This is a genomic window from Pedobacter paludis, from assembly GCF_003173575.1.
Lineage (GTDB): Bacteria > Bacteroidota > Bacteroidia > Sphingobacteriales > Sphingobacteriaceae > Pedobacter > Pedobacter paludis.
Genome location: NZ_QGNY01000008.1, coordinates 112,117 through 125,894, shown reverse-complemented (window position 1 = coordinate 125,894; position 13,778 = coordinate 112,117). Strand labels below are relative to the sequence as shown.

The window sequence follows — 13,778 nt, the reverse complement described above, 5'->3', positions numbered from 1 at the left end:
TCAAATCAAAAAGCCTTTCTTGCATTTGTGTGTTTGCTTATTAGTTTAATACAGCAACTTCTTTTTCTACCGCGTTAGTTTCAATAGCGCTTATATTGGTTTTTAATGCAGCAAATCTCTCCATTGTTAATTTTGGTGTTTTACCCATAACCAAAGTGTGGTTGTCGGTAGATCCACTTAATTTTAAATCGGCATTGTCTTTAATTACAGTGTATAATCCTTCGGTGCTCGTATTTAAATCCGCGTGAGCATTTCCTTTTAAAAATACCTGAAGATATTTTGTTGTAATTTTTCCTTCAGTTTTAACAACCGCATTTTCCGAAGCTTCAATTCTAAAAATGTTGTTTACATAAACAATAAGTTTTGTGTAATTTTTATCTGTTGAGTTAATACGAAGAATATCGCCTTCTTGCGTAATACTCACTTTACCTGCATTGTCTTCAGCATAAGCCACACCTTCCGTACTTCTTTGAACCAATACAATTTCTACATTTCCTTTTACAGAAACTCTTTTAAAACTAGTTGGCGCAGATACTGTTTTTTTAATTTTATCAGCAGCGGATACACTTGTGGTAAACATAGCTGTAGATAATACAATAGCTGTTAATGATGATGCGATTAGGGTTTTGATTGAGGTTTTCATAATATTTTGGTTTAAAATTTTCTTAAGGTTTTGTTGATAAGACGTTGCCTTTTAAAAAACGTTGCAGGCATTTCGCCGCTTTTATACTATCGCGATAAACTAATCGACGAACGGGCAATTATTAAAGACCAAAATTTTTATAATCTTTAGAGTTTTGTAAAATAATAGAAGAATTGTTTTGAGATAATACTTTTTATTATCTTTAAGCATAATTTTAGCCCTGTAAAATCTTATGAAGAAAAAAGTTGTTCTCGTTCAGGATAATAAAGATATCCTAGACATTATGGATCAAGTTTTGGATGAGGAGGGATTTGATGTTACAGCATCACTAACAACCGAACCGATAGAAAAGATAGAGGAGATTGAACCCGACATAGTTATTATTGACGACCATATTAAAGGCACAAAAAAAGGATCAGAAATTATTAACGAATTAAAATCTGATCCTGAAACTGAAGACATTTCCGCAGTATTAACTTCTACATCCAATAAATTACCCCAACAGGCTGAAGACTGCAAGGCAGATGATTACATCGAAAAGCCATTTGATATTGATCACATGGTAGATGTTGTAAAGAAAAATGCTTAAAATTCTTTTTCTAAAGTTGGCTTAAACGTATCTGTATTTACAGTAGCGTTTAATTCGTGTAAAATGGTATACAAACCAAAATTGGTACGATTTACATAAATGAAATGCTTAACCCCGCGGGCTTGCTTAAATTCGGGCATTTTAGATATCTTTTCTCCGTACGCATATAACCGTTCGAAAAATTCTGGCTTACTAAAATCAAAAGATTTGCTTATGTAAGGTTTCGCAAACAGCTCGATCATTTCTTTATAAGATTTATAGTAAAATTCGATTTGGGCTGGGGTATCATCCTTATGGATCATATCCAGTTTTCTAAAAGCATCTATCGTTTTGTCCCGATCGTTAATTACATCAGTAGAAATTAAAGAGAAAAAGGGGTAATAAAAATCATCAGGCATTTCTTTAATGCAACCAAAATCAATTACACCGAGATTTTCTTCTGGCGTAATCATAAAATTTCCTGGATGCGGATCTGCATGTACAGCCCTTAATTCGTGTTGCTGAAAATTATAAAAGTCCCAAAGTGCCTGTCCAATTTTATTTCTTAATTCCTGCGACGGATTTGTTTTTAAAAACTCTTTTAAATGCAGGCCCTCAATCCAATCCATCGTAATAATCCTTTTTCCAGATAATTCTGGATAATATTTTGGAAATACGACATGATCAAGCTTTTTGCAGGCTTCAGAAAATTCGATTGAGCGCTTAACCTCTAATTCGTAATCTGTTTCTTCCAGCAAGCGTTCCTCAACTTCTTTTATATAAACATTTAAGTCTTTTTCAGACATGCCCAATAACCGAAATGCAAATGGTTTTACCAGTTTTAAATCTGATGAAATACTATCGCCAACACCAGGGTATTGAATTTTAACGGCTAATTTCTTTCCATTTAATGTAGCCTGATGAACTTGGCCAATTGATGCCGCATTGCTTGATGTTAAATTAAAGCTATCGTAAATGTTTTCTGGCGTTTTGCCAAAATTTTTGGAAAACGTTCTAACAATTAGCGGCCCTGATAATGGAGGCGCATTGTATTGCGATTGTGTAAATTTATCAACGTAAGATTTTGGCAACATGTTTTTATCCATGCTTAACATTTGCGCAATTTTAAGTGCACTGCCTTTTAGCTCACTTAAAGATTTGTAAATATCTGTTGCATTATCTTCATTAAGCTGCTCTCTATCCAAATCTGGATTAAAAAGCTTTTTTGAATAATGTTTTATATAATTTCCGCCAATCTGAAAACCTGTTTTAACAAATTTTGCCGAACGTTCTACCTTTGTTGTTGGAATACTCTGTTGTGTTTTCATTCAGTTTTAAAACCCCATTCTCTCTTTAAATTTTCCATTTCTGGATAAAAATTTCCCGTATTCTAATAAATTATCAATAGGAGAGTGTTGAAAAAGATCGAAAGTTACGTTAATGCCTTTTTCAATGGCTTCATCACTTTTCTCAAAGCCCTCACTATCGTCGTTTACCCAAAAATTAACAATAAATGCAAACTGAATCCATAAGGCATCTTTATAGCGCTTACTTAAAAATTTGCGTTCGGCCAATTCTCCACTCTCCAATCCTTCAGTTATAATGTCTTCAGCAAAGTTTTCGAAAATTGGTTTTACGCCTGCAAGTACATCAGGTGTAGAAAATTTACCTTTATAATTTTTCAGGCTATAAATAATAAAACTTCTTTCGTTCTTCAAATTTTCTAGATAACTATAAAAGAAAGAAAGCATTTTTTCTCTTGACGTATATTGACTCCAAACCTCTTGTTCTTTGATTTTGGATATCGTATCGTGGGTCAGTTCAAACCAGATTGTTTTCTCAATACTTTCAAAAGATGAGAAAAACTGATAAAAATCTGCTTCCGTAATTTTCAATTTCTTAACAAAACTGTAAACTGTTTTTGGTTTTTCGTTGTTTGTTAAAACATAGTCGAGATATGCATTTCTGATTTGTTGAGCCGTTGCCATTTTGGTTTCTTTTTAATTTATAACGGTTAATTTACAAACTTGGTTTTGTTTGGGTAAGTTTTCTCAATCATTGCATTGTAATAATCATTTTCAAAATATTTGAAAGTTAGTTTGTTAGCCAATTAAATTAGTTTATTAAGTCTTTTTGTGGAAATTTAATGTTCTTAAATACTAAAATTTTTAGTAATATTGTTTATTGATAATTTGTTAATGCGAATGATATGATTCAACTAAATGATTTTTTGTATGGTAAAATGGAATTCCCTCAAGTATTTGAAGATTTATTAAATACCGATGCTTTAAAACGTTTAGCCGGAGTACACCAAAGCGGAGCCATATATCTGGTTAATCCAGATATTTGTCATTCTCGTTTAGAACATGCAATTGGTGTAATGATGCTCATTCGTTTGCTTGGAGGCTCGGAGCTAGAGCAAATTGCGGGTTTATTGCATGATGTTTCGCATACTGCTTTTTCTCATGTAGGAGATTATGTTTTTGATAATACCGATGAAAATTACCACGAGCAAATTTTTGATGAGGTTGTAACAAATTCAGAAATTCCTCAGGTTTTAAACAATCATGGTTATTCTATTGCACAAATTGTTACCGGTAAGTTTACTATTCTTGAACAACCATTGCCTTTGCTTTGCGCCGATAGATTGGATTATACTTTAAGAGATGGGATTTATGCCGGTGTTTTTTCCAGACAAAGAGCAAAACAGTTTTTAAGTTCTATAATTTTGAAAAACGGAAAAATTGCTGTTACAACAGAAGCTGATGCTGACTGGATCAATCTATCTTTTAAAAAGCTAAATAACGAAGTATTTAAATTGCCGCTTTATTTATATGCAAATGGTAAAATGGCAGAAATAATTAAAGATTTTATAAAAAAAGGGATTTTAACAAAAGGCGATCTATTTAAAACCGATACCATGTTGTTAAATAAAATAAGAAGCAATTTTGCTGGTTACGAAGCGATAAAATCGATAAAACAACTTCGTGGTTTTGCAGAATTTATGAGGAATGGAGCAGTGCCTAAAGTTAAAGACAGAACTTTAAATGTTTTAGTTGCTTAATCATTTAACCCAAATTATATTATTTGGCGTATATTGTAAAAAAGGAAAACCATGTCTGCTTTAGAAATTATCTTAATTGGTGTTGTAATATTATTGATTTTCGGCGGTAAAAAATTACCTGAACTGATGAAGGGAATTGGTAAAAGTGTAAGGGAATTTAAAGCCGGAAAGGACGAGCCTCCCGTTAAATAGGTTGCCACAAACTTTATTGCTTTTTAGCTGTTCTTTAATTGAAATTAAATTATAAAAAATGGATATTAAAAAAGACCTCGATTTGGCTAGCAATGACAACTCAAAAGATAAGGCAGAAAATCCTGAACAGGGAATAAACGATTGGAACGATCGTTTAGATGAAAACCTAGAGCCTAAAGCACATAACGATATTTCTGCTGATGAAAAGGCTGAGGATTTTTCTAAAAAGTATGGAAGTGGCGATCAATCAGATCAAGGCTAATTGAATGTTATTTTCTTGGATAAGACTAGCTTAAGCTTGTATTATTTTTCTCGGTCTAAAACCTGTTTTGAATATTGAATTATAAGCTATTTAAATATTTTTTTACATCAACCCTCTAGAGTTTTACATCAACCTAATGCTTTTTGATTGTTAAAAGTGTTAATTTTTATAAACTTGTTTTTTGTTGTATTTCATAAATGGTATATTGCATTCCTGTTTTGACAAAAAATGCATCATACTCCCAAACAATACAAGTAAGAAATGAATAAGGTTGTACTCTTTATTTTAATTTTATTTGTATCCTTTACTTCCCGCGTACTAGGTCAAAATATTTCTAATGAGGGAACCAATTTTTGGGCTGTATTTCCTACGCATGTGCCCAATAGTCAAGCAACATTGGCCAACCTTGCCGTTTTTGTTACTTCCAAATTTAATACTGAGGTTACAGTAAGTTGCGGCGCTTACACATCTACCAAGACAATCCCTGCAAACACGGCAGTTCAGTTCGATGTAGATCGAAATGCGGCCTATGTAAATTTAGCCGAGGCCAATACAAACCTTATCAATAGAGGAATTCATATAAAGGTTACGGATGGTATGCCAAAAGTTTCTGCTTATACGCATATTTATGCAGGTGCAAGATCGGCGGCATCCTTAATTTTGCCCTTTGAAACGCTAGGGCAAACCTATTATTCCATGAACTATACGCAATCGGCAGGTGGAAATAATTTTCTTGCTTTGGTTGCTGCAGAAGCCAATACTACTTTGTTAATTCATGAAAAAGGTGGTACGGTTAAAACAGTAACGCTGGTTAATGCGGGCGATGTTTATGAATATGTTGGTAGTACAAACTCCGATTTAACAGGTGTATATGTAGAATCGGATCCAGCTACTTCTTCCTGTAAACGCTTTGCGGCTTTTTCAGGTTCTTCTGTTGTAATGATCGCCTGTTCAGGATCTCAAGACCCTTTATATCAACAACTTTACCCAACAGTAAGCTGGGGCAGAAATTATGGAATTGTTCCTTTTATTGATCGCCGCTATATTCTTAGGATTTTAGCTCAGGATGATAACACAATTGTAAACCTTGGTGGCCAAACCATAACTTTAAATAAAGGTGCTTTTTACGAAAGTTCTATTTTAACTGAACCTACTTTTATTACTTCAGATAAGTTAATCAGTGTTGCGCAGTATTCTTTAACGCAAAGTTGCTCTTCTGTTAATGGAACAAATCTGCTCGGAGATCCAGAAATGGTAATTTTGAATCCGATAGAATTTAACATAAAAGCAGTAACGGTATTTTCTTCTACTTTGCAGGCAATAGCGGTTAGATATCTTAATATTTTAATCAGAGCCAATAAAACCGGAACATTTAAAATTAATGGTGTAGCTCCTGCGGTTACCTGGAAGCCCTTAACAGGGAATCCAACTTATGCTTATGCACAGATTACGGTAACCTCAAATAGTTTAACCCTAACTGCCGACGAAGGTTTTAATGCAATTGCCTATGGTTTTGGACAAGCCGAATCCTATTCTTATTCTGCAGGGACAAACCTTTCTTCGAACAACTATTTAACCGTAGTTAATGAAGCTAAGAATGAAGAAAATCCTAATGGCTGCATTGGCTCAGAAGTTGATTTTAAGATAAATCTTCCATATCAGCCAGATAAAATAACCTGGACTTTGGATGGCGAGGCAGAAGTGATCACCTTAAACCCTGTACCGGAAATTAAAACAACCAATGGTCAAAAAACTTATATTTATCGTTATCCGGCAAATAAAATTTATACAACCACGGGCGAATACCATTTAGGTGTTGTTGCGCATGTTCCAAACAATGCATCCAACTGTGTAAGTGGGGACTTGGTTACCAATTATGTATTTACAATTTACGATTTGCCAACAGCTAAGTTTAATGTAGCGAAAACAAGCTGTGCAAAATCTGATGTTGCTTTTACCGACCAAAGCACTTCGAATTCAGCTGACTTTGCCATAACCAATTGGCTCTGGGATTTTGGCGATGGAAAAACTTCAACAGATCAAAATCCAAAACACCAATATGATGGAGAAGGCAATTATAATGTCACTTTATCTGTTAAATCGGGAACCGGATGTTATTCTGATCCAACACCAATTAAAGTTGTAAGTATTTATCCTTTACCTGTTTCTAAATTTACGGCACCTATATTAAGTTGCACAAATACCGATGTTTTGCTAACTGATCAATCTACAATTAGTAGTACATTATCACCCAACACGATAAAAAATTGGCATTGGGATTTTGGGGATGGAAGTATCCCTGTAGATCGAACTACCTCAGCACCCTTTAACCATCAATATACATCTCCTGGCAGTTATACAATAAAACTAACAACCACATCCGCACACGATTGTGTAAGTGATGTTGTTACATCCAATATTGTGATAACAGATTTACCAATTGCAGATTTTTCTCTTCCAGATATTTGTTTGAGTGATGCTTTTGCAATATTTTCAAATAAATCAGTTGATGCTGCTGGAGGGAATGGTGTTTTTACATATCAATGGACCTTTGGTGATATAGCCAATTCTACACCTGCCAATCCAAATGTAACCACTACTAAAGATGGGAAACATAATTATTCTGTAGCGGGTACATACAAAGTAACCTTGCAAATTACGAATGCAAATGGTTGTATTTCAGTTAAAACCCAAGATTTTACTGTTAACGGAGCAGTAGAGAAGGCCGATTTTACAATAAAAAATGAAAATAGCCTTTGCAGCAATCAGGATGTCATAATTAATAACACTTCGAATGCATTTTTTGGTAAGATAACCAAGCTTTTTATTTATAAGGATTTTATCAATGCGCCAGAAGATTTCATCACCATACTTAACCCCACAAGTGATGATATTAAATTAACCTATCCATCTTTTGGTGGTTTGGCAGATAAAAAATATACCATCAGATTGGTTGCCTATTCAGGAGAAACCTGCTTTAAATTTAAAGAGACAGAAATTACGCTTAAACCCGCCCCACAGTTGGAGTTTGCAGAGCTTGCAGCGGCCTGCCAGAATGATGGTTCTGTTGTTATTACACAGGCTAGGGAAACTTCCGGTATTTTTGGTACAGGGGTTTATTCGGGAGAGGGTATAGACGAAGCGGGTAATTTTAATCCAAAAATAGTTGATGTTGGAACACATACCATTACCTATACTTTTATAGCAGCTAATGGTTGTCCAGCTTTTATTACGCAAACTATAAATGTTTACAAATCTCCATCTGCTGATGCCGGATTTCCAATTTATATTTTGTCTGGAGGGGAAACCAAAATTCCCGCAACGGCAGAGGGCGATAACTTAACCTATAAATGGACACCATCTTTGGGTTTAAGCAATGATCATATCTTAAATCCAATCGCATCACCAGAAAAAGATACTGAATATACGCTTGTAGTTACTACAGATGAAGGTTGCACAGCTACATCGTCAGTTACCATAAAAGTTCTTCAGGCTTTAACACCACCAAATTCCTTTACACCTAATGGCGATAATATAAATGATGTTTGGAATATTCAATACTTAGATACCTATCCAAATGCAACTGTCGAAATTTTTAACAGGAATGGAACTAGGGTATTTTTTAGTAATGGATACAAAATTCCTTTCGATGGTAACTTTCAAAATGTACCTTTACCTGTCGGAGTTTATTATTATATTATCAACCCAAGAAATGGGCGTAAATCTGTATCAGGACCTCTCACTATAATTAGATAAAATTGAAAAAGTTAATTGTATTATTAGCCCTTACTATTCTTTCCTACGAAGGTTTTTCGCAGCAAAAGCCACAGTACACGCAATATATTTTTAACCAATATTTGCTTAACCCTGCATTGTCTGGAATAGAGAATTATCTCGATTTTAAAGCGGGTTACCGAAAACAATGGGCAGGAATTAGCGATGCGCCTCAAACCTCATTCGTATCGGCAAACTGGGCTTTGGGCGATAATCAGTTGTGGAGTAATGCCTTAACCTCGTTTCCCGAGCAAACCGGTAACCCAATGGATCGGAATTATACACAGAACTATATGTCATCTCCAGCCCACCATGGGATGGGAGTTACTGCCGTATTGGATAAAACAGGTCCCTTATCTCGGTTAGATGCCAATGTAACATACGCTTATCATTTACAATTGAGCAATAATTTTAATTTATCGGTAGGTGTTGCAGCGGGGATTTCGAGAATTGCGTTAGATGTGAATGCATTATCATTCGAAAATCCAATCGATCCAATTTTATCAAGAGCTTTGGTAACACAGGTAAAGCCCGATGTAAGTATTGGTTTATGGTTATACGGCGCACGCATGTTTGCTGGCTTATCTGCCCAACAGATTTTACCTCAAAAGCTAAGCTTTACAGGAGATGAGTCTTATAATCAGGGAAAAGAAGTTCCGCACGTTTTTGCAACCGCAGGTTATAAATTTTTTGTTGATGATGAGATTGCCGCTATTCCATCCATCATGGTGAAATATGTATCTCCATCCCCAGTATCAGTAGATTTAAACATGAAGTTTGCTTTTAAAGATAAGGTTTGGCTGGGCGGAAGCTATCGTAAAGATGATTCCTTTTCGGCCATGGCTGGGTTTAATATCGGTAAAATGGTAAATCTGACCTATTCTTACGATTTTACCACTTCTGACTTAAATCAGGTAAGTAACGGAAGTCACGAAATTGTTTTAGGATTATTACTGAACAATATCTATAAAGTGCCTTCTTACATTAAAATGTGGTAAAGTAGTTGATTAGGTGATTGGTTTTTTGCGGTGTTTGGGTTAGGGTCTTATTGATAAACTAAATAACCAGCGTCCAAAAAACTAACCAACCAATTAAAGTTCTTTCCTTAACCTTGCAACCGGGATATTCATTTGCTCACGATATTTTGCGACAGTTCTTCTGGCAATATTATAACCTCGTTCTTTTAAAATATCGGTTAGTTTTTCATCTGCCAAAGGCTTGCGCTTATCTTCGTTTCCAATACAATCTTCCAGAATTTTTTTAACCTCTTTATTGGAAACTTCCTCACCATTTTCTGTTTGAATGGCTTCAGAAAAGAAAGATTTTAATAAAAATGTGCCAAACTCTGTTTGTACGTATTTAGAATTCGCAACTCTGGATACCGTAGAAATATCCATATCAATTTTATCCGCAATATCTTTTAAAATCATCGGACGCATTTTACGTTCATCAGCAGTTAAAAAATACTCATACTGGTAATGCATAATTGCATTCATGGTTTTGAGCAAGGTCTGCTGTCTTTGTTTTATCGCATCGATAAACCATTTTGCAGAATCCAGCTTTTGCTTAACAAACTGAACGGCTTCTTTAAGTTTTTTATCTTTCGACGATGCCTTGTCATAATGCTCGAACATTTCTTGGTAAGAGCGGCTTACCTTTAATTCTGGTGCATTTTTTGAATTTAGCGTTAGGATTAAAATACCATCATTATTACTGATGTGAAAATCAGGAATAATTTGCATTTGTTTGGTGGTAACTTGATTAGCATCACCTGGTTTTGGATTTAGACGAAGAATTTCATTAACAACTTCTTTTAGTTCCTCACTATCTAAACCTAAGCTTTTTTCGAGTTTATCGTAATGTTTACGTGTAAATTCATCCAAATAATTTTCAACCACATTCATGGCTTTTACTATAATTGGATTATTTGCATCTTTTCTTTTTAACTGGATAAGCAGGCATTCTTTTAAATCTCTTGCACCAATTCCTGGAGGATCGAAGCTTTGGATTAACCGTAGCATTTCTAAAACATCTTCCTCTTCAACCATTACGTTTTGAGAAAAGGCCAAATCATCAATCATAGAACCTAGCGGGCGGCGTAAATAACCATCATCATCTAAGCTTCCAATAATCTGTTTTCCTATGATAAAATCTTGATCCGATAGCGGAATTAAATCTAGTTGTTCTTGTAAACTTTCAAAAAAAGTACTTTCAATTGCGATTGGTGTCTCCTTTTTCTCGTCATCATCATCACCGTTATTATAATTGGTGCTGTAATCGTTGGTGTTGTCATCCTGCAGATAATCATCTACATTAAACTCATCCATGCTATTGTCTTCAGAAGATTTTTCATAGTCATCAGGCCCATCATTAAGATCGTCATATTCGCCTTTAGGCTCGTCAGCAGTCATTAAACTTGGATCTTCAAGCGCAGGGTTATCTTCCAATTCTTCTTTTACACGGGTATCTAAGGCAACAGTTGGCACCTGTAGCAGCTTAATAAATTGGATTTGCTGGGGCGATAACTTCTGTAATAATTTTTGTTGTAAATGTTGCTTTAGCATATTGTATATAAAAGAATAGGGGCAAAAATAAACAAATCATCTCAGATATTTCCTACAATAGAATAAATGCTGTTTATATGTTCGGTTTTAAATTTTTGCCTAAACATTTGTATTAAATTTAATCTTTATTACTTTAGTAAATAAATCATTCTAAAACTTTGTAAAAATGGGATTTGTAAAAGAATTTAAGGATTTCGCCGTAAAAGGCAACGTAATCGATTTAGCAGTCGGTGTAATTATTGGAGCGGCATTCGGTAAAATAGTTAGCTCTTTAGTCGAAGACATTATAACTCCGGCAGTATTGGGTCCAGCACTTAAAGCTGCGGGTTTAGAAGATTTAAGTAAACTTACTATTGCTGGTACTGCGATTAAATATGGTAATTTTCTTTCTCAGGTAATCTCATTTATCATCATTGCGTTGGTTTTATTTATTATTATTAAAACAGTAAATAACATTAAAAAGAAGGAAGAAGTGGCACCTTCTGCGCCTCCAGCACCAACAAAAGAAGAAGTTCTTTTGACAGAAATAAGAGATTTGCTTAAAACAAAAGCATAATATTTAAAAGGGTTCGCAAGCATTTGCGAACCTTTTTTCTAATAGCTCTTTTTGATTTTCGGATCGGTTATAATAACATAATCGCCTAAATTTTTGAATTTTTCCCAATCTGGTTTTTCAAAACTTTCATCAGGGAAAGATGAAATATTTAAAGTTTTTAGCTTTGGTGCATAGTTTTTTAGCTTGGCCAGCGTTCCAAGTTTTTCATCACTGTGGAAGCGGCCGTTAAGTTGTAAAATTTTGATTCCTTTATTTGTCTTTGCAAATTTTGCGATAGACCAAGCCATTGTAGCATCCCAAAAATTTTGGGTTTGATAAATCTTCATCGATCCCATATTATGGCCACCCAAAGTTTCAATAAACTTCTCGTTATATCTACCCGTCGCAGTATCAACAGGTATTGGCGGAAGAAATATTTTAGATGTTTCAGGAAAATTTTTCAAAACATCTAAACCACCCATGGTAACGGCATTGCTATAACGGGCAGCAGCATTTGCAGCAATTACGCTCAGTTTATTTTGCTTTGCATATTCAATAGCTTGACGATAATCCGTATAATTTCCCCAGGCCCTGCTTTCTTTTATAAAGTTTTTCTCAGAAATTACACCTGCTAAATATTCGTTAACAATTGGCTGAACATCGGTATGGAACATTTCTAAACTCAATGCTGCCTTTTGAGGATATTTTTCGTTTAGCCTTTTAAGCAGCTCAGCCTCCAAAAAGTGCCCAATGGAATCATTATGTTCTTCTCCAAAAAATAGAACATCGGCTTTATCCATATCTAAAACAATATGATCAAGAGAAATCATTTTTTGTTTTCTCACATCATAAATTTTATATGTTGTGTTTATATCCTGTGCGAAGATGCCAAGTGGGAGCGTTATGGCGAATATTAAAAGAATAAATTTCATGTCCTCAAAATAGGAAAATAATTTTCACCGATGAAATAGCGACACTTACCGTTATTTAACCTTTTCTTGTGGGTTCTTGGTTTAACAGGTTAATTTTTATAGATACTTTTAATTATTAATATGAACACAAATGGAAAATCTAAATAACATAAATAAAAATTCTAGCAGGGTTTGGAGCGGTGCATTAATTATCATCATCGGACTTGCATTTTTGCTCAATAACATCGGCCTTAATATTCCAAGATGGCTTTTCAGTTGGCATACCTTTTTAATCGTATTGGGTCTGTTTATTGGTGTTAGAAGCAATTTTAAAGGAATAGGTTGGCTTGTGTTGGTTTTAATTGGAACTTACAATACCTTACAGCGCATACCGGAACTCGATTTGGACATTTCTAAATATGCGCTCGGATTTGGGTTGGTAATTGTTGGCGGGTTTCTAATTTTAAGACCTAAATCTAGTTTCGACAAGAAAAAATTTAAGGCCAATTTTAAAGATCAATTTAGCGAAAACGACGATTCCTCAGCATTTAAAGCCAAGGATAAAAATGCTTTTAATAACGATATTATTGATGTTACAGCTGTTTTTGGCGGAAGTCATCAGATTGTTTACTCAAAAAATTTTAAAGGTGGCGACATTACCGCAGTTTTCGGTGGTGCAGATATTAACCTAACACAATCAGATTTTGCTGAAAGTGTTTCGTTAGATGTTACCGCAGTATTTGGTGGAATAAAATTAGTAGTTCCACAAAACTGGGCCATAAAATCGAACGTTACCGCATTGTTTGGAAGTGTAGAAGATAAAAGATCTCATATGATGCCAAACGGAGAAATTCAAAAAACCTTGGTATTAGATGGTACAGCAATGTTTGGCGGTATCGAAATTAGAAGTTTTTAAATCCCTTTGTTATGAAATGGTTTTCAGTAAATTGTATTTATCGGGTTGTATGTGGTGAGGGCAAACATTCGCCACAATTTAACGAACAAATAAGGTTGCTTCAGGCCAATAGTAGGTTAGAAGCACTAGAAAAGATAAATCAAAATGCAAATAAGTATAATCTCCCTTTTAAAAATTGTAATGGTGAACAAGTAAATTGGGAATTTTTGGGAATCGGCAGCTTAATCGAGATTACTAAGCCAGAAGATGGGGTAGAAGTCGCCGCAAAAATTTTAGAACCAAAATCTGTAGAAAGATACCTTGAAAATGTAGCGCACAGAACCAGATTGCTCACAGAATATAACTAAGA

General features: G+C 34.6%; 14 protein-coding genes. 9 read left to right on the top strand and 5 right to left on the bottom strand.

The features are described 5' to 3' along the window. Positions 1-40: 40 nt before the first annotated feature. A complete protein-coding gene (locus DF947_RS19455; RefSeq protein ID WP_109932077.1) occupies positions 41-643 on the bottom strand; it encodes a GIN domain-containing protein in 603 nt (200 codons plus the stop codon). A 232-nt stretch (positions 644-875) separates the two neighbouring features. On the opposite strand from DF947_RS19455, the gene DF947_RS19450 reads away from it, so the two are divergent. Beyond that, entirely contained in the window at positions 876-1,232 is a 357-nt protein-coding gene (locus DF947_RS19450) for a response regulator (protein ID WP_109932075.1), read from the top strand. On the opposite strand, the gene DF947_RS19445 is transcribed toward DF947_RS19450, so the two are convergent. After that, complete coding sequence (locus tag DF947_RS19445; protein ID WP_109932073.1) at positions 1,229-2,539, bottom strand: ABC1 kinase family protein; 1,311 nt, start codon at positions 2,537-2,539, stop codon at positions 1,229-1,231. The genes DF947_RS19450 and DF947_RS19445 overlap by 4 nt on opposite strands. A 6-nt stretch (positions 2,540-2,545) precedes the next feature. Continuing rightward, on the bottom strand, positions 2,546-3,199 hold the full coding sequence (locus DF947_RS19440) for a TetR family transcriptional regulator C-terminal domain-containing protein (RefSeq protein WP_109932071.1): 654 nt from the start codon (positions 3,197-3,199) through the stop codon (positions 2,546-2,548). Positions 3,200-3,420: 221 nt separating this feature from the next. Between DF947_RS19440 and DF947_RS19435 the strand changes: the two genes are divergently transcribed. The 5 genes from DF947_RS19435 to DF947_RS19415 all read left to right on the top strand — a co-directional run bounded on the left by DF947_RS19435 (position 3,421) and on the right by DF947_RS19415 (position 9,501). Beyond that, positions 3,421-4,275, top strand: coding sequence for an HD domain-containing protein (locus DF947_RS19435; protein WP_109932069.1), 855 nt, complete (start codon positions 3,421-3,423; stop codon positions 4,273-4,275). A gap of 51 nt (positions 4,276-4,326) precedes the next feature. Next, positions 4,327-4,467, top strand: a complete 141-nt coding sequence (locus DF947_RS19430) for a Sec-independent protein translocase subunit TatA/TatB (protein WP_109932067.1) — start codon at positions 4,327-4,329, stop codon at positions 4,465-4,467. A 58-nt stretch (positions 4,468-4,525) separates the two neighbouring features. Further along, positions 4,526-4,729, top strand: coding sequence for a hypothetical protein (locus DF947_RS19425; protein WP_109932065.1), 204 nt, complete (start codon positions 4,526-4,528; stop codon positions 4,727-4,729). Between the two features lie 261 nt (positions 4,730-4,990). Continuing rightward, positions 4,991-8,485: a PKD domain-containing protein gene (locus tag DF947_RS19420; protein WP_109932063.1), complete on the top strand. Its 3,495-nt coding sequence runs from the start codon at positions 4,991-4,993 to the stop codon at positions 8,483-8,485. A 2-nt stretch (positions 8,486-8,487) separates the two neighbouring features. After that, positions 8,488-9,501 (top strand): PorP/SprF family type IX secretion system membrane protein, encoded by a 1,014-nt coding sequence (locus DF947_RS19415; protein ID WP_109932061.1) that lies wholly within the window; start codon positions 8,488-8,490, stop codon positions 9,499-9,501. Between the two features lie 93 nt (positions 9,502-9,594). Here DF947_RS19415 and rpoN read toward each other — a convergent pair whose 3' ends face one another. After that, on the bottom strand, positions 9,595-11,067 hold the full coding sequence (gene rpoN, locus DF947_RS19410; RefSeq protein WP_109932059.1) for an RNA polymerase factor sigma-54: 1,473 nt from the start codon (positions 11,065-11,067) through the stop codon (positions 9,595-9,597). 166 nt (positions 11,068-11,233) lie between these two features. Between rpoN and mscL the strand changes: the two genes are divergently transcribed. Next, positions 11,234-11,623, top strand: coding sequence for a large-conductance mechanosensitive channel protein MscL (gene mscL / locus DF947_RS19405; protein ID WP_109932057.1), 390 nt, complete (start codon positions 11,234-11,236; stop codon positions 11,621-11,623). 38 nt (positions 11,624-11,661) lie between these two features. Here mscL and DF947_RS19400 read toward each other — a convergent pair whose 3' ends face one another. Next, a complete protein-coding gene (locus tag DF947_RS19400; protein WP_109932055.1) occupies positions 11,662-12,534 on the bottom strand; it encodes a ChaN family lipoprotein in 873 nt (290 codons plus the stop codon). A 130-nt stretch (positions 12,535-12,664) separates the two neighbouring features. On the opposite strand from DF947_RS19400, the gene DF947_RS19395 reads away from it, so the two are divergent. Both DF947_RS19395 and DF947_RS19390 read left to right on the top strand, forming a co-directional pair. Continuing rightward, positions 12,665-13,429: a LiaF transmembrane domain-containing protein gene (locus DF947_RS19395; protein WP_109932053.1), complete on the top strand. Its 765-nt coding sequence runs from the start codon at positions 12,665-12,667 to the stop codon at positions 13,427-13,429. A gap of 11 nt (positions 13,430-13,440) precedes the next feature. Next, positions 13,441-13,776, top strand: a complete 336-nt coding sequence (locus tag DF947_RS19390) for a DUF4288 domain-containing protein (protein ID WP_109932051.1) — start codon at positions 13,441-13,443, stop codon at positions 13,774-13,776. Positions 13,777-13,778: the final 2 nt, after the last annotated feature.